This window comes from Amycolatopsis camponoti (genome assembly GCF_902497555.1).
Lineage (GTDB): Bacteria > Actinomycetota > Actinomycetes > Mycobacteriales > Pseudonocardiaceae > Amycolatopsis > Amycolatopsis camponoti.
The window spans coordinates 1,752,378-1,767,148 of the sequence record NZ_CABVGP010000003.1; the positions used below are offsets into that span (position 1 = coordinate 1,752,378).

The 14,771-nt window shown below is 70.4% G+C and carries 21 protein-coding genes; 10 read left to right on the forward strand and 11 right to left on the reverse strand.

Translation table 11 applies throughout. The features are described 5' to 3' along the window. Positions 1–76 precede the first annotated feature (76 nt). Positions 77–511, forward strand: a complete 435-nt coding sequence (locus tag AA23TX_RS45020) for a TrmH family RNA methyltransferase (RefSeq protein ID WP_155548979.1) — start codon at positions 77–79, stop codon at positions 509–511. 53 nt (positions 512–564) lie between these two features. Here AA23TX_RS45020 and AA23TX_RS45025 read toward each other — a convergent pair whose 3' ends face one another. Together AA23TX_RS45025 and AA23TX_RS45030 are read right to left on the reverse strand one after the other, a co-directional pair. Further along, the gene (locus AA23TX_RS45025) at positions 565–1,146 is read right to left on the reverse strand and encodes an HhH-GPD-type base excision DNA repair protein (protein ID WP_155548980.1); all 582 of its coding nucleotides are present in this window, start codon (positions 1,144–1,146) and stop codon (positions 565–567) included. Positions 1,147–1,176: 30 nt separating this feature from the next. Next, complete coding sequence (locus AA23TX_RS45030) at positions 1,177–1,953, reverse strand: helix-turn-helix transcriptional regulator (protein ID WP_155548981.1); 777 nt, start codon at positions 1,951–1,953, stop codon at positions 1,177–1,179. A gap of 49 nt (positions 1,954–2,002) precedes the next feature. Here AA23TX_RS45030 and AA23TX_RS45035 point away from each other — a divergent pair, with 49 nt between their 5' ends. Together AA23TX_RS45035 and AA23TX_RS45040 are read left to right on the forward strand one after the other, a co-directional pair. Continuing rightward, positions 2,003–2,416, forward strand: a complete 414-nt coding sequence (locus AA23TX_RS45035; protein ID WP_155548982.1) for a DUF2000 domain-containing protein — start codon at positions 2,003–2,005, stop codon at positions 2,414–2,416. Positions 2,417–2,500: 84 nt separating this feature from the next. Continuing rightward, positions 2,501–3,007 carry a hypothetical protein gene (locus AA23TX_RS45040; protein WP_230863088.1) on the forward strand — a complete coding sequence of 169 codons (507 nt, stop codon included), beginning with the start codon at positions 2,501–2,503 and terminating at the stop codon, positions 3,005–3,007. Here the strand turns inward: AA23TX_RS45040 and AA23TX_RS50865 are convergent. The 4 genes from AA23TX_RS50865 to AA23TX_RS45055 are packed head-to-tail and all read right to left on the reverse strand — an operon-like array spanning position 2,997 to position 4,709. Further along, a complete protein-coding gene (locus AA23TX_RS50865) occupies positions 2,997–3,128 on the reverse strand; it encodes a hypothetical protein (protein WP_277875482.1) in 132 nt (43 codons plus the stop codon). The genes AA23TX_RS45040 and AA23TX_RS50865 overlap by 11 nt on opposite strands. Positions 3,129–3,157: 29 nt before the next feature. Further along, positions 3,158–3,775 (reverse strand): class I SAM-dependent methyltransferase, encoded by a 618-nt coding sequence (locus AA23TX_RS45045; protein WP_155548983.1) that lies wholly within the window; start codon positions 3,773–3,775, stop codon positions 3,158–3,160. A 9-nt stretch (positions 3,776–3,784) separates the two neighbouring features. Further along, a complete protein-coding gene (locus AA23TX_RS45050) occupies positions 3,785–4,165 on the reverse strand; it encodes a DUF2203 domain-containing protein (RefSeq protein ID WP_155548984.1) in 381 nt (126 codons plus the stop codon). A gap of 25 nt (positions 4,166–4,190) precedes the next feature. Next, positions 4,191–4,709 carry a hypothetical protein gene (locus tag AA23TX_RS45055; RefSeq protein WP_155548985.1) on the reverse strand — a complete coding sequence of 173 codons (519 nt, stop codon included), beginning with the start codon at positions 4,707–4,709 and terminating at the stop codon, positions 4,191–4,193. Between the two features lie 259 nt (positions 4,710–4,968). On the opposite strand from AA23TX_RS45055, the gene AA23TX_RS45060 reads away from it, so the two are divergent. After that, on the forward strand, positions 4,969–6,192 hold the full coding sequence (locus AA23TX_RS45060; RefSeq protein ID WP_155548986.1) for an NADP-dependent isocitrate dehydrogenase: 1,224 nt from the start codon (positions 4,969–4,971) through the stop codon (positions 6,190–6,192). A 182-nt stretch (positions 6,193–6,374) separates the two neighbouring features. Continuing rightward, positions 6,375–6,671 carry an SH3 domain-containing protein gene (locus AA23TX_RS45065; protein WP_155548987.1) on the forward strand — a complete coding sequence of 99 codons (297 nt, stop codon included), beginning with the start codon at positions 6,375–6,377 and terminating at the stop codon, positions 6,669–6,671. A gap of 4 nt (positions 6,672–6,675) precedes the next feature. Here AA23TX_RS45065 and AA23TX_RS45070 read toward each other — a convergent pair whose 3' ends face one another. The 3 genes from AA23TX_RS45070 to AA23TX_RS45080 all read right to left on the reverse strand — a co-directional run bounded on the left by AA23TX_RS45070 (position 6,676) and on the right by AA23TX_RS45080 (position 9,071). Then, complete coding sequence (locus tag AA23TX_RS45070) at positions 6,676–7,287, reverse strand: permease (protein WP_155548988.1); 612 nt, start codon at positions 7,285–7,287, stop codon at positions 6,676–6,678. A 79-nt stretch (positions 7,288–7,366) separates the two neighbouring features. Then, positions 7,367–7,942: a TetR/AcrR family transcriptional regulator gene (locus AA23TX_RS45075; RefSeq protein ID WP_155548989.1), complete on the reverse strand. Its 576-nt coding sequence runs from the start codon at positions 7,940–7,942 to the stop codon at positions 7,367–7,369. Between the two features lie 400 nt (positions 7,943–8,342). Then, positions 8,343–9,071, reverse strand: a complete 729-nt coding sequence (locus AA23TX_RS45080) for an MBL fold metallo-hydrolase (RefSeq protein ID WP_155548990.1) — start codon at positions 9,069–9,071, stop codon at positions 8,343–8,345. 35 nt (positions 9,072–9,106) lie between these two features. Here AA23TX_RS45080 and AA23TX_RS45085 point away from each other — a divergent pair, with 35 nt between their 5' ends. Further along, positions 9,107–9,913: an exodeoxyribonuclease III gene (locus AA23TX_RS45085; protein WP_155548991.1), complete on the forward strand. Its 807-nt coding sequence runs from the start codon at positions 9,107–9,109 to the stop codon at positions 9,911–9,913. Here the strand turns inward: AA23TX_RS45085 and AA23TX_RS45090 are convergent. Next, positions 9,910–10,383, reverse strand: coding sequence for a cupin domain-containing protein (locus AA23TX_RS45090; protein ID WP_155548992.1), 474 nt, complete (start codon positions 10,381–10,383; stop codon positions 9,910–9,912). The genes AA23TX_RS45085 and AA23TX_RS45090 overlap by 4 nt on opposite strands. An 82-nt stretch (positions 10,384–10,465) precedes the next feature. Between AA23TX_RS45090 and AA23TX_RS45095 the strand changes: the two genes are divergently transcribed. Continuing rightward, positions 10,466–10,966, forward strand: a complete 501-nt coding sequence (locus AA23TX_RS45095) for a MarR family winged helix-turn-helix transcriptional regulator (RefSeq protein ID WP_155548993.1) — start codon at positions 10,466–10,468, stop codon at positions 10,964–10,966. Between the two features lie 57 nt (positions 10,967–11,023). Here the strand turns inward: AA23TX_RS45095 and AA23TX_RS45100 are convergent, their stop codons facing one another. Next, positions 11,024–11,752, reverse strand: a complete 729-nt coding sequence (locus AA23TX_RS45100; RefSeq protein WP_155548994.1) for a chitinase — start codon at positions 11,750–11,752, stop codon at positions 11,024–11,026. A 467-nt stretch (positions 11,753–12,219) separates the two neighbouring features. On the opposite strand from AA23TX_RS45100, the gene AA23TX_RS45105 reads away from it, so the two are divergent. The 3 genes from AA23TX_RS45105 (at position 12,220) to AA23TX_RS45115 (ending at position 14,669) form a co-directional block, all read left to right on the forward strand. Next, positions 12,220–12,570, forward strand: a complete 351-nt coding sequence (locus tag AA23TX_RS45105; protein ID WP_196425886.1) for a hypothetical protein — start codon at positions 12,220–12,222, stop codon at positions 12,568–12,570. A gap of 557 nt (positions 12,571–13,127) precedes the next feature. Then, positions 13,128–14,162: a tryptophan--tRNA ligase gene (gene trpS, locus AA23TX_RS45110; RefSeq protein WP_155548996.1), complete on the forward strand. Its 1,035-nt coding sequence runs from the start codon at positions 13,128–13,130 to the stop codon at positions 14,160–14,162. Between the two features lie 3 nt (positions 14,163–14,165). Beyond that, entirely contained in the window at positions 14,166–14,669 is a 504-nt protein-coding gene (locus tag AA23TX_RS45115; protein WP_155548997.1) for an AAA family ATPase, read from the forward strand. The last annotated feature ends 102 nt before the right edge of the window (positions 14,670–14,771 follow it).

Below are 14,771 nucleotides of genomic sequence, written 5' to 3' on the forward strand. Positions count from 1 at the left end.
CGCTGTCCGGGTCCGCACGCCCCGCGAGCTGCGGAAGTCCTGGCGGAGCAAGGCACATTCCTGTTGGGGTCACCTGGTGGCCGCCCCGCTCTGGCCGCTGCACGGCGCGAACCTCGGCACGCTCCTGCGCACCTGCGACGCGGTGGGCGCGTGCCTCGCAGTGCCGCGGTTCCCCTGGGTACCGGAGGCGCTGCGCCGCGGCAACACGTTGCGGCGTCCGGCGTGCGTGCACTGGGTGCACGACCCGCCGGGCTGGCTGGCCCGCGAACGGGCAGCGGGCACGCACGTGGTCGGCGTCGAGCTGGCGGAGGAAGCGGTGCGCCTGGCCGACCTTCCCGCCGCCCGCGGCCGCATGATCGCCGTGCTCGGCCACGAGCAGACCGGCATCCCGCCGGAAGTCCTCGACCTGCTCGACACCGTCGTCGAAATCCCGATGGTGGGGACCGGCGCGAGCCTCAACGTCGCCGTCGCGGGAAGCCTGGTCCTGTACAAACTCGCCGGCCTGCTGTGAGAGGGTCCACTGTGGACGAATCAGCACGGGCCGCGGTCGCTGGGCCCGCTGCGCTAGCTCGACGCGGCGGCGGCCTTGGCGGCCTTCTTGAACGCTCGGACCTGGGCGAGCGTCTCGGCGCTCGTGACGTCGGCGATCGACCGGCGCGAGCCGCGGTCGCCGTACGCGCCGGCTGCCTCGCGCCAGCCCTTCGGCTGGATGCCGCGCTGCTTGCCCAGCAGAGCCAGGAAGATCTTCGCCTTCTGCTCGCCGAACCCCGGCAGCGCCCGCAGCCGCTTCAGGACTTCGGGGCCGTCGGGCTTCGGGCGGCCGTCGAGCCAGAGCCCCTCGGTCCGGCCGTCGTAGTTCTCGATGATGTGCTCCGCGAGCGCGTGGACGCGGCGGGCCATCGAACCGCCGTAGCGGTGGATGGCCGGCGGCACGACACACATCTCGACGAACTTCTCGACGTCGGTCGCGGCGATCTTCGCCAGCGCGAAGCCGTCCATCCGGTCGGCGATCTTCCGCGGGCCGGCGAACGCGTGCTCCATCGGGAACTGCTGGTCGAGGAGCATGCCGACGAGCAGGGCGAACGGGTCGTCGTTGAGCAGCTTGTCGGCGGCCGGGTCGCCGGTCAGGTGCAGTTCGCGCAGCATGCGGTCATCTTGACACAACCGGCCGGTGGGTCAACGAGCCTTCGAGTACCGCGACGGCGTCGTGCCCAGGTACCGCTTGAAGTGCCGGGTCAGGTGGGCCTGGTCGGTGAACCCGGCCGTCACGGCGACCTCCGCGGCGGGAGCGCCGTCGAGCAGCAGCCGGCGCGCGCGGTCGACGCGGCGGCCCGTCAGGTAGCGGTGCGGTGGCAGGCCGAACCGCGCGCCGAAGCAGCGGACGAGGTGCGCCGGGTGCGCGCCGAGCGTCTCGCCCGCTTCGGCGAGCGTCACCGCTTCGGGCAGGCGAGCGTCGAGCAGGTCTCGCAGGTCGTCCGCGAGCCCCTGCTTCGGCGGGTGCGTCTCGGTCCGGCCCAGGTGGGTGCGCAGCCGCTCGGCGACGAGCGCGAGCCGGCTTTCGGCCTCGAGCGCGTCGCCCGGCTCGGCCAGCGACGCGTGCAGCTGGTGGATCCGGGTGCGCAGCAGGCCGTCGGCGACGCTCGGCTGGTCGACCGCCGCGCCGACGAGGTCCTCGCCCAGCACCGACGTGTCCAGGTAGAGCACGCGCTTGCGGAAGCCGTGGCTGGTCGCGGCGCGCCCGTCGTGCGCGACGTTCGGGGGCAGCAGCGTCACCGCCGTCCCGAGCGCGCCGTGGTGGTGGCGGTCGAGGTCGTAGCGGATGACGCCGTCGTCGACGATCAGCAGCGTCCACGTGTCGTGCGTGTGCAACGGGTAGGCGTGCGTGATGAAGTGGGCGTGGAAGACCTCGGCGATCCCCGGGACCGCCGGCCGCCAAGCTTCCACGTGGGCCATGTCAAGAACGTACAAGACGCGGGCGTGGCCGGCGGACGAGTCTTCGTGCATGACTTCCTTCGACACGAAGATCGCCGTCCTGCTGCGCGACGACCTGGCGTCCTGGCAGCGGCTGAACGTCACCGCGTTCCTGGTGAGCGGGATCGCCCACGTGACGCCGGAGCTGATGGGCGAGCCCTACGCGGACGCCGACGGCACGGAGTACCTGCCGATGTTCGGCCAGCCGGTGATGGTGTTCTCGGGCAGCGCGGACGTCCTGACCGCGGCGCACACCCGCGCGCTGGGCCGCGGGCTGCGGTTCTCGATCTTCACCGACGAGCTGTTCCACACGGGCAACGACGACGACAACCGGGCGGCGGTCCGCGCGGTGCCGGGGGAGAAGCTCGCGCTGGCCGGGCTCGCGGTGCACGGCCCGAAGAACGCCGTGGACAAGATCCTCAAGGGCGCGTCGCTGCACCGCTGAGTAGAAACCCCCTGTCCGGTCCGCGCCGGCACTGGCAGCATGATCGGCAGCGCCGCGGAGAGCGGCTCGGACTGGGGAGGTTCCGTGAATTCGCTTCGTCGTGCGTGCGTGGTCCTGACGGCGGTGGCCGGGCTGGGCGTGGCGTTCGTGCCGGTCGCTTCGGCGGACCCGGTGCAGACCGTCGATTACGTCGCGGAGGAAGGCTCGCACCCGTTGCACGGCACCGCGCACTACGCCGGGCCGGGCGACGAGGTCCGGGTGTGGGTCAACGAGGGAATCCTGAAGGTCGACGTCCAGTCCGGGTTCACCGACCTGCGGGTCGAGATGAGCCCGCCGGCCGGCGAAACGCTGCACACCGGCACGTACACCGGCGCGCGCTTCCGCTGGACCGACGACCCGGCGACGGACACGCCGGGCTTCCTGGTGGTCAGCGGCGGCTTGGGCTGCGGCGACGTCTATGCGGACTTCACCGTGGACCGCCTGGACCGCGGGGCGGACGGCCGCGTCACCGGCCTCGACGCGACGTTCGTCCAGCGCTGCGACACCCCGGACGGTCCGGCCACTCGCGGCGAGGTCCACTTCACGGCCTGAGCCGCGCCACCGGCGGCAACGTCCCGGCGGTCACCCAGGTGACCCAGTCCGCGGGCCGGTCCCGGCGCTGGAGGAACCAGCCGTCGGGATCGGCGGGCGTGCCCGCGTCACCGCCCAGCATGCGCCAAACCACGTCGGGGCGCTCCAGGTTCACGGGGCCGTCGCGTGCACCAGGAAGACGCTCCGCACCCGGTCGCCGCCGTCGACCGTGAACGTCCGGGCCGAGACGTCCCGGAACCCCGCCGACGAGGCCAGGGCCGCGGCGCCGGTTTCGTCGAGGGGGAACGACAAGTCCGCCGGCACGAACGCCGCGAAGGGGCCGGACGGCTTGAACCGCGCCCCCGAAACCACCGAAAACGCCAGCCGTCCGCCCGGCCGGAGCACCCGCAGCCAGTCGGCGAACGCGACCGCGCCCAGGAAGTGCAGCGAGGACGCGCACAGCACGACGTCGGCCGAACCGTCGTCCGCGGGCATCGGCACCGCCGGCCCGACCTGCCAGGTGATCACCCCGGCAGGATCGAGCGAAGCGGCCTTCGCCGCGGCTTGAGCCACCATCGCCGGCGAGAGATCGACGGCCAGCACGCGAGAAGGCTTCAGCCGCAAAGCCGCGTACGCCGCGAACCCCGTCCCGGTGGCGACGTCCAGCACGAGCCCCGGCCCGGCCGGCAGCGGCGCGACCAGCGCGTCCGCCACCTGGGCGTGGAAGGTGTCTTCGTCGTAGTTCTCGGCCGTGCCGTCGAACAGCGCTGCCCGCGATGCGTGGTCCACGGACCCAACCTAGTCCGGCGGACCAGCGATTTTCAGCGGACGGCGGCCGGCGAAGCCCAGGTCGGTGCGGTGGTACCAGCCCAGCTCGCGATCACCCTCGAGCCAGCACAGCAGCACGTCGACGCCGTCGAGCTCGGCCGGGAAGTCGACCAGCAGCGGCGCGAACCCCTTGAGCTCGGCGCCGGTGCGCTGGACCGTCGTCATCAGGTCGTCGAGCCGGGCCTGCGCGGCCTTCCACTCGGGCAGCCCGCCCAGCTCGGTGGCGCGCCCGCCGGGCCGCAGCGACGCCGCGAGCTCGGCCGCGTCGGCCCGCACGCGCACCAGTTCGTCGAGGACCGGCCGCAGCTTCGCCAGTTCGTCGCAGGCTTCGGCGACGGTGAACAAACCCATCGGCCGATGATCCCACCGGCGCGGTTCAGGCCTCCCGGCGCCGCCGCACCAGGGCGTTGGCCAGCCCGCTGCCGACGAGCAGGAACCCCACACCGAGCAGGCCGCCGATGAAGAGGAAGTCCATGACGCCGTACGCGATGTCGCTCTTCGGCATCAGGTTCACCAGCCGGAAGCCCCAGTCGGGCACGGCCATCGCCGCGACGCCGGGCAGCACGCCGTAGAGCAGCCCGCCGAGGATCGGGCCGACCGCCGACAGCGCGCCGAGCGACGCGACGACCAGCAGCAGGATCGCCCCGCCGGCCAGCAGCGCGATGCCCTGCGGGTCGCGGTTGGTGCTGAGCGTCGCCTGGATCAGCTGCTGCTGGCGCAACCCGCCCCAGCTCAGCAGGCCCAGCGCGACCGGCGTGAGCAGGAGCCCGCCCAGCGCGCTGACGAAGTGGGCGACGCCGCGGCGCGGCCGCTCGTCGAGCACGTCAGTGGTGTTTTCGGGGTCTTCGTAGTCCTCGTAGTCGTCTTCGTACTCGGCGTACCGATGGGTCGACATGGCCGTCACCTCCCGCATGATGAGTTCACGGATCGCATCGTGCCTTGGTTCACCCCTCCACGCGACGATCGCTCGGCGAACGGTCGAATCGGGCGAACGGCGGGCACCCGCCCGGTGACTACCACCACAAACAGGCGGGGGAGACTTGATACCGGCCACTACTGGAACCATCCAGGACGGTCAAGCAGTACGCTTGTACCGCTACCGGCGAAGACTTATCGAAGTAACGCGAAGATCCGCGGAAGGAGCACCGCTGCTCATGGCCAAGATCAAGGTCCAGGGCACCGTCGTCGAACTCGACGGCGATGAGATGACCCGCATCATCTGGCAGTTCATCAAGGACAAGCTGATCCACCCGTACCTGGACGTGAACCTGGACTACTACGACCTGGGCATCGAGGAGCGGGACCGCACCGACGACCAGGTCACGGTCGACGCCGCGAACGCGATCAAGAAGCACGGCGTCGGCGTCAAGTGCGCCACGATCACCCCGGACGAGGCGCGCGTCGAAGAGTTCGGCCTCAAGAAGATGTGGCTGTCCCCGAACGGGACGATCCGCAACATCCTCGGCGGCGTGATCTTCCGCGAGCCGATCGTCATCCAGAACATCCCGCGGCTGGTGCCGACGTGGACGAAGCCGATCATCATCGGCCGTCACGCCCACGGCGACCAGTACAAGGCGACCAACTTCAAGGTCCCCGGCCCGGGCACGCTGACCATCAGCTACACCCCGGACGACGGCTCCGAGCCGATGGAGTTCGAGGTCGCGAAGTTCCCCGAGGGCGGCGGCGTCGCCATGGGGATGTACAACTTCAAGAAGTCCATCGAGGACTTCGCGCGCGCCTCGCTCCAGTACGGCCTCGACCGCGGCCTGCCGGTCTACCTCTCCACCAAGAACACCATCCTCAAGGCCTACGACGGCCAGTTCAAGGACGTGTTCGAGGAGATCTTCCAGGCCGAGTTCAAGGCCGAGTTCGACGCCAAGGGCATCTCCTACGAGCACCGCCTGATCGACGACATGGTCGCGGCGGCGATGAAGTGGGAGGGCGGCTACGTCTGGGCGTGCAAGAACTACGACGGTGACGTCCAGTCCGACACGGTCGCGCAGGGCTTCGGCTCGCTCGGCCTGATGACGTCGGTCCTGCGTACGCCGGACGGCCGGACCGTCGAGGCCGAGGCCGCGCACGGCACGGTCACCCGGCACTACCGCCAGCACCAGCAGGGCAAGCCGACCTCGACGAACCCGATCGCGTCGATCTACGCGTGGACCCGGGGTCTCGAGCACCGCGGCAAGCTGGACGGCAACCAGGAGCTCATCGGCTTCGCCAACAAGCTGGAGCAGGTCGTCGTCGAGACGGTCGAGGCCGGTCAGATGACGAAGGACCTGGCGCTGCTGATCAGCAAGGACCAGCCGTTCCAGACGACCGAGGAGTTCCTCGCGACGCTGGACGACAACCTGGCGAAGAAGATCGCCCAGGGCTGAGTTCGTCTCGTGAAGAACCCCCGTCCCGGTTTGCCGGGGCGGGGGTTCTTTTCGTGCACGGTGCGTCACCGGCGGGTGATCCGGATTGGCGCCTCCGGGTGGTTGCTGCGTCCGGCGCTGTCGGTCCGGGTAAAGGATTGCCTACCCTTGGCGGGGGACGGGGCACGCGGTTGGAGGAAGGCATGTCGAAGAAGACTCTGATCATCTTGGGCGCCATCGTCCTGGTCATCGTCGTCTACGTGATGAACACGGACAAGCAGGCCTCGGGAGCTTCGGCCACCGGCTGCAAGGTGACGGTGACCGCGGACGTCCTCAACGCCCGCGAGACCGCCGACGGCAACGCCAAGATCGTCGGCAAGTACCTGCGTGACGCCTCGTTCGACGCGTTGCCCGGCGTGCAGAACGGCTTCCGGAAGGTGGCCGACGACAAGTGGGTCGCCGCCGCGTTCACCGCGCCGGTCGCCGGGTCCGCCTGCTGAGCCGTCACACGCCGAGCAGGTCCAGCGCGAGGGTGGCGACGCCGAACGCCGCGGCGGACAGGCCCAGCGTGCGAGCGCGCTTCGGGTCCCGTTTCGCGGCGGCGCGCCAGTAGAGGCCGATGCCGATCGCGAGCATCAGCAGTTCGACGACGGCCGAGACGACGGGCAGCCGCCAGAGCCCGAAGCCGAACGTGGGCAGGTCGCCGGCGTTGCCGGGCAGGATCGGCAGGTCGGGGCGGTGCACGACGAGGTCGAGCAGCCAGTGCGAAAAGACGACGCCGGCGAGGATCAGCCCGATTTCTTTTCGGGGGTTCCGGGTGGCGGAGCCCCCGGCCTCGGGCGAAGCCCGGGATGTCACGGCTTCGCGGCCGAGCCAGTAGCTCGCGACCAGGCCGAAGAGGGCGGCGAGGACGAGCGCGCCGACGAGCGAGTGCGTGTAGTCGGCGTGGATGAGGCCGCCGCCGTAGCCCGCGCCGTCGACGGTCTCGATGCCGCTGAGGTAGAGCGGCACGAAGACGACGTCGAGCCAGGCGGTGGCGAGCATGAGCGTCCACACGGGAATGGCCGGCCGGCCCGCCTTGACGGCGGCCGCGAGCCCGAAGTGCCCGGCGATCATCTGCGGGCCTCCGTCCAGGGGAAGCGGGCGTCGAGCACGCCGAGCCCGACGGTGAAGAGGAGGACAGCGACGATGAAGCTCATGGTTTCTCCGCGTAGTTCGTGAGGCCTTGGACGAGCATGGTTTTGAGGACTTCGAAGCTCTGGTCGACGTCTTCGGGCCGCCCGAAGCCCCCGGACGCTTCCAGCCCGGCAAAGCCGTGCGCGGCGGCGCGGATGCAGCGGGTGGCGTGCACGGCCTGGACGTGGTCGAAGCCGAACGGCCGGAGCACGGCGAAGACGACCTCGGCAACAGCGTGCGTGGCCCGGCTGAGCTCGGTATCGGTTTCGTCGGGAGCGGTGGCGAGCGCGTGGGTGCGGTGCGGGTGGCGCCGCAGGTAGGCGCGGTAGGCGTCGGCAAGGGCGCGTACGGCTGCTGCGCCTTCCCGCCCGGTGGCGGCGGTCCTCAGTGCTTCGGCCATCTCTTGGACGACTCGGAGGTCGATGAGCCGTCGCAGGTCGGCGACGTTTTTGACGTGCTTGTAGAGAGAAGGCGCGGCGACGTTCGCGCGGTCGGCGACCTTGGCGAGGGTGAGGGCCTCGGGTCCGGATTCGTCGACGATCTTGAGGGCCAGGTCGACCACGGTCGCGGTGGTCAGGCCCGCTCTAGGGGACATCGGGTTGGCTACTTGGCATAGCTTTAAAGCTAATACTCGTAGCTTGGTGCGTCAAGGCGCGTTTTTTGTCGGTGGTGGCTGGTAGAACTTGATCAGGCTGAATACGCAGGTGAGAGGAGGTGTGACACCGCCCGAGGACGGGCGACAACTGAATGCGGCACGGGCTGAGTGCGGTTGTCCGCGGGGTCTCCAGGGGGAGTTCCGCGGGCGTGGGTGTTCGGCAGGTGTTCGGTGGGTGCTCGGTCGGTGCGGCTTGGCGGGGCCGGGGGAGTGGAGCCTGGGGACCGCGCTCGGACGGGGGTCGGAGCGCGAGGGTGAGACTCTTCTGAGCATGGCCGGGCCGGGCTGGAGCGAGCCGGGACGGGTCGGTTGGAGTGGGTGAGTCGAGTCCGGGCAGCCGTCAGAGGGCGACCGTCAGGTCCTCGTCCGCGACCAGCACCTCGCCACCGAACTCCGCGCGCGCCTCCTCGGCAGCGGCCCCGCGGTCAGTCCCAGGCCAGAAGTGGGTCAGCATCAACCGCCGCGCTCCGGCGGCGGCCGCCCACTGGCCCGCCTCGGTCGCGGTCATCAAGAACCGGGGCTCTCCCTCCGCCGGTGGGGTGCGGAGCGTGGCGTCGCAGATGACCAGATCCGCGTCGCGGCCGAGGTCGGCCAACGTCGGCGATGGTCCCGTGTCGCCGGTGTACGCCACCGTCAACCCGGGCGCCGTCAAGCGCACGCCGAAGTTCGGCACGTGGTGCGGCAGCGGATACGTCGTCAGGCGGAACGGCCCGATGTCGGCCGGCGCGCCGAGGTCGTGCACCTCGAACAGCTCCGTCGGGTGCGGCCGCGGCTCCATCGCCGCCAAGCGCCGGACCGTTCCGGGTGTGCAGTGCAACGGCAACCGGCCGGTCGCCGACGCCGTGTAGTGCCAGGCTCGCCCGAGCGCGCTCACGTCCGCGCAGTGGTCGGGGTGCTCGTGCGTCGCCACGACGGCGTCGGGCAGCCCGTGCGCGAACAGGCGCGACGCCGCGCCGTACCCGAGGTCGAGGACGATGCGGAATCCGTTGTGCGACAACAGGAATCCCGCACACGCTCGCCCTGGCTCCGGAAACGCGCCGCAGCTGCCGAGCACCGCCAGCTCACCCATGCCCGGCAGTCTGGCAGAGCGGCCCGGCCGGTAGCGTGCAGTTCGTGCTGACCGTCTCCACCGTGAACGTCAACGGCCTCCGCGCCGCCGCCAAAAAGGGCTTCGTCGAGTGGCTCGCCGCCACGAAGGCCGACGTCGTCTGCTGCCAGGAGGTGCGCGCCACGGCCGAGCAGCTTCCCGCCGAGGTCGTCGACCCCGAAGGCTGGTTCGCGGTGCACGCCCCCGCCGCCGTCAAGGGGCGCAACGGCGTCGCCGTCTACAGCCGCGTCGAGCCCGAAGAGGTCCGGATCGGCTTCGGGGAACCGGAGTTCGAGGACAGCGGCCGCTACCTCGAAGTGCACCTGCCGAACGTCGTCGTCGCGAGCCTCTACCTCCCCAGCGGGGACGTCGGCACCGAGCGCCAGGACGAAAAGGAACGCTTCATGGCCGCGTTCCTGCCCTACCTGGTCGAGCTCCGGGCCAAGGCCGCCGCGGCCGGGCGCGAGGTCGTCGTCGTGGGGGACTGGAACATCGCCTACGACACCGTCGACCTCAAGAACTGGCGCGGCAACCGCAAGAACTCCGGCTTCCTCCCCGAGGAACGCGCCTGGCTCGGCCGCGTCTACTCCGAGGCCGGCTTCGCCGACGTCCAGCGCCGCCTCGACCCCGAAGGCCCCGGCCCCTACACCTGGTGGTCCTACCGCGGCCAGGCCTTCGACAACGACTCCGGCTGGCGCATCGACTGCCAGCTCGCGACCCCGGGCCTCGCCGAGAAGGTCGTCGACGTCGTCGTCGAACGCGCCGCCGCCTACGACCAGCGCTGGTCCGACCACGCGCCGGTCACTGCCACCTACGACATCTAGGCCGCGCGGGCCGCGCGCCAGGTCGCGCTGTCCACGAAGTGGTTGTCGAACCGGTCCTGCGACGCCAGGATCTCCGCCGGCGACGCCTCGCCGCGCCGGATCCGGTCGATCATCCGGAAGTACTCGAAGCGCTCGACGCCGGGCGTGAACACGATCAGCACGTCCGCGCCCGAACGCTCGCTCGCGCCGAAGGCGTGCGTCGTGTGCGGCGGCACGAACAGCATGTCGCCGGTCCGCACCGTCACGACGTCTTCGCCGTTCAGGACCTCCAGCTCGCCGTCCAGCATGAAGAACATCTCGGCCGACGAGGTGTGGAAGTGCGGCGTCGCGCCGTCGCGTCCGCGGCCCAGCGAGGCGCGGTTCGTGCTCAGGTGCCCGCCGGTCTGCGAGACGTCCGCGAGCAGGGTCATCGTGTCGGGGGTCGAGCCGAGCTGCTCGGCTTCGTCGTGGCGTACCAGCAATGTCGTCATGCCGAGGATGGTTCCACGACTGATAGTTCGCTGTCAAACTATCAGGCGGCGAATAGTGCTGGCGTCGAATAGAGTGGGCCGCGTGAGTGACGAAGACGCCGTCGACGCCGTCGTGTCGGCCTGGCACCGCGAACGCCCCGACCTCGACCTGACCGCCATCGGCGTGGCCGGCCGGATGGGCAGGCTCGCGCTCGTGCTGGGCCCGGCCCAGGAGCGGGTGTTCGGCAAGTTCGGCCTGCAACGCGGGGAGTTCGACGTCCTGGCCGCGTTGCGCCGGTCCGGGCCGCCCTACACGCTGATCCCGTCCGAGCTGTCCGCGACGCTGATGATGTCCCGCGCCGGCATGACGAGCCGCCTCGATCGGCTGGAGAAGGCGGGGTTCGTCGAGCGCGCGCTGGACCCGAACGACCGCCGCAGCTTCCGGATCCGTTTGACGGACCAGGGTTTCGACGCCGTCGACGCCGCGATGACCGAGCACACCGCGAACGTCTCCGAGCTCCTTTCCGGACTGTCCGGAAAGGACCTGAACCTGCTCGACGACGTCCTGCGCAAGCTCCTCGGTCACCTCGATCCCCAGACCTGACCGCAAAAAGGGCCTCCCCGGCGCACTGCCGGGAAGGCCCTTCTCGCCGCGCCCGGATCAGCAGGACAGGTTGCCGCCCGTCGGGACCCCGAGGATCCCGGTGATCTGGGTGTACTTGTCGATCCGGCTCTGCACCTGGGCGGGGTTGCCGCCGTTGCACTCGATGGAGCCGTTGATGCTGCGGATGGTCTCACCGAAGCCGCGCTGGTTGACCATCGCGTCGTGCGGCGTCATCGTGCCCGGGCCGGTCTGGGTGTTCCAGTACCAGAGGCCGGTCTTCCACGCGACGGCCGCGTCCTGCTCGACCTGGTAAGGGTTGTTCAGCAGGTCGATGCCCAGGGCGTCGCCCGCGGCCTTGTAGTTGAAGTTCCAGCTGAGCTGGATCGGGCCGCGGCCGTAGTACGCGGCCTGGCCAGCCGGGCAGCCGTAGGACTGGCTGGTGTCGCAGTAGTGCGGGTAGTTCGCGGTGTTCTGCTCGACGACGTAGACGAGGCCGCCGGTTTCGTGGTTGACGTTGGCGAGGAACGCCGCGGCTTCCTGCTTCTTCACCGTGTCGTCGCCGGTGTTGGCGAAGCCGGGGTAGGCCGACAGCGCGTCGGTGAGGCCGCTGTAGGTATAGAAGCTGTTGCGGCCCGGGAAGATCTGGTCGAACTGGGCCTCGCTGACCACAAAGGAGGCGTCCGCTGCCGCGGACGCGGTGGTGGCCGGGAGTACGACGGCGGTCGCCGCCGCGGCGAGCGCGCTCACCGCCACTCCGGTGCGCTTCAGGAACCGGGTGAACGACATTCGGGACTCCTCTTGATCACGCCGGTCGTGCGCGGTCCGACCGAGCCGAATGGGTTACTCCAAGAGGTATAGACCAATCTCAATAGTGTTAAAAGTTTTCCGAATAAGAGTGCGCGATCGGAGCAGTGTGACTGCGGCGAACGGCAGAGGGTGAGCCCGAATTGCGATGAACGGGTGACGGGCGATCGGACATGGATCGGTCATTCTCTACTTTGTGTAGGAGCGTTCCGTCTTGCGCAACACCCACTCGGGTGGCGGCGTGAACCCTGGGGGTGCCCGGCTCGTGTTCTCGGTTGGGCGCTAGTCTCGGCCGCCAAGCCGGTCAGTGCCTCCGGGTCTTGACACACTCGGTAGTTTTTTGACCAGCAGCATGCAGCGCCTCACTCGTATGGGTGAGCTTCTTGTTAGGTTCACTGCGCTCGTCACTCGCGGGAGGCACTCCGGTGCGCAACCCAGGTCAAAGCCTGATGCGGTCCACCCTGCGCGGATTCCGCGCGGTTGCCGTGGTCGCGCTCGTCCCGGTCGCGCTGCTCGTGGCCGGCGGCGGGAACGCGTTCGCCGACGTCGTGACGGCGCAGGCGGAGACCAACGCGGAGAGCTTCGGCGTGCTCGGCCCGGTCGGGCTGGTCGCGGTGGCGCTCGGCATCGTCGGCATGACGCTGGGTGTGCTGCGCCAGCGCCGCAAGACCCGCATCGCCGAGGCCGCCCCGGCCGTCCCCGAAGCGCCCGGCCCGGTCACGGCGATGGCCGAAGCAGTCCTCGGCGAGCCCGACGCCACGCCGACCCGCCCGTTCCTCACCCAGCGCCCGCACGCCTGACCCACGCACCGCGCCTCGCCAGCCCGGCGCGCTTGCTCCACCCGGCGCCCGCCTGACCAACTCGCCGCGCCTGGCCAGCCCGGCGCGCTTGCTCCACCCGGCGCCCGCCTGACCAACTCGCCGCGCCTGGCCAGCCCGGCGCGCTTGCTCCACCCGGCGCCCGCCTGACCAACTCGCCGCGCCTGCCCCAACCAGCCGCCCGCCTGGCCAAACCGGCGCGCCTGCCCCGGACCCGGCGCCCGCTTGGCCAACCCGGCGCGCACCTGCCCCGACCGGCCGCGGGCCACACCGTGTCGTCCGCCCAGGTACGCGTGTCGTCCGTTCAAGTACGTGTGTCGTCCGTTTGGGCACGCGAGTCGACCCCCGGGTACGCGTGTCGACTCCCCAATCACGCGAGTTGACCCTCCAATCACGCGTGTCGACCGCCTGATCACGCGTGTCGGCCCTCCGATCACGCGTCTTGCCGCCGATACCTCGCGCGCGTCGCAGGTTGGAAGAATCCCCAGCTTGGGCCCCCTCGGCACCCGCCGCGCGGTCCGGCCTGGAAGAATCCTCACGTGTCCGAAGAGCAGACCGTCGCCGCCGAACGCCGTCCGCGGGTCCTGTCCGGGATCCAGCCCACCGCCGACTCGTTCCACCTCGGCAACTACCTCGGCGCGCTGCGCCAGTGGGTGCGGCTGCAGGACACCCACGAGCCGTTCTACTGCGTCGTCGACCTGCACGCCATCACCGTCGAGCAGGACCCGAAGGTGCTGCGGCAGCGCACCCGCGTCTCGGCCGCCCAGCTGCTCGCGATCGGCATCGACCCGCGGCGCAGTGCCCTGTTCGTGCAGAGCCACGTCCCGGAGCACGCCCAGCTGAGCTGGGTCATGGAGTGCCAGACCGGGTTCGGCGAGGCCGGCCGGATGACGCAGTTCAAGGACAAGTCCGCGAAGCAGGGCTCCGACCGCTCCAGCGTCGGCCTGTTCACGTACCCGATCCTGCAGGCCGCGGACATCCTGCTCTACCAGGCCGACGCGGTCCCGGTCGGCGAGGACCAGCGCCAGCACCTGGAGCTGACGCGCGACCTCGCGCAGCGCTTCAACAACCGGCTGGGCAAGACGTTCGTCGTGCCCGAGCCGTACATCATCAAGGACACGGCGAAGATCTACGACCTCCAGGACCCGACGGCCAAGATGAGCAAGTCGGCCTCCAGCGCCAACGGGATCGTGGAGCTGCTCGAGGACCCCAAGCGCTCGGCCAAGAAGATCCGCTCGGCGGTCACCGACACGGGCCGCGAGGTCAAGTTCGACACCGAGAACAAGGCGGGCGTGTCGAACCTGCTCACGATCTACTCGGCCCTGACCGACCGGTCGATCGCCGACCTCGAAGCGGCGTACGAGGGCAAGGGCTACGGCGACCTGAAGAAGGACCTCGGCGAGGTGTTCGTCGAGTGGGTGACCCCGATCCAGGAGCGCGCCAAGTCCTATTTGGACGATGTCGCGGAGCTGGACAAGGTCCTCGCGGCGGGTGCGGAGCGCGCCCGCGACGTGGCGTCGAAGACGCTGGCCAAGACGTACCAGCGGATCGGTTTCCTGCCGCCCGTCCGCTGACGCGTGAAGCTGATCCTGGTGAACGGCCCGCCGGGCAGCGGCAAGTCGACGCTCGCCCGGCACTACGCCGACGCCCACCCGCCGGCGCTCGCCCTGGACGTGGATCGCGTCCGCGCGATGGTCGGCGGGTGGCGGTCGTCGCCGGGCGAGGCGGGCCTGCTGGCGCGGGAGATCGCACTGGCGGCGGCGCGCACGCACCTGACCGCGGGTTACGACGTCGTGGTGCCGCAACTGCTGGCCCGGCCGGGCTTCGCCGAGCGGCTCGAAGCATTGGCCGCGGAGACCGGCGCGAGCTTCCACGAGATCGTGCTTCTGCCCGGCCTCGCGGAGACCCGGCGGCGCTTCGCCGGGCGCGGTTCGCCGGAGATCGAGACGGCGGAGCCACTGACGGACGAAGACCTGGTGGCGGCGTACGACCGAGTGGCCCGGTACGCGGCGACGCGCCCGCGGGCCGTGGTCCTGCGCGAAGAGGACGCCTATCCGGCGCTGCTCGCCTCCCTCACGTAAGCGAAGAACGGGCGGCGCCCACGCACCTGACCGCGGGTCACGAGGTTGCGGGACCCAGGTTCTTGTGGACTTGGGGCCGCCGCCGACCCTAAAGCGGCCCCC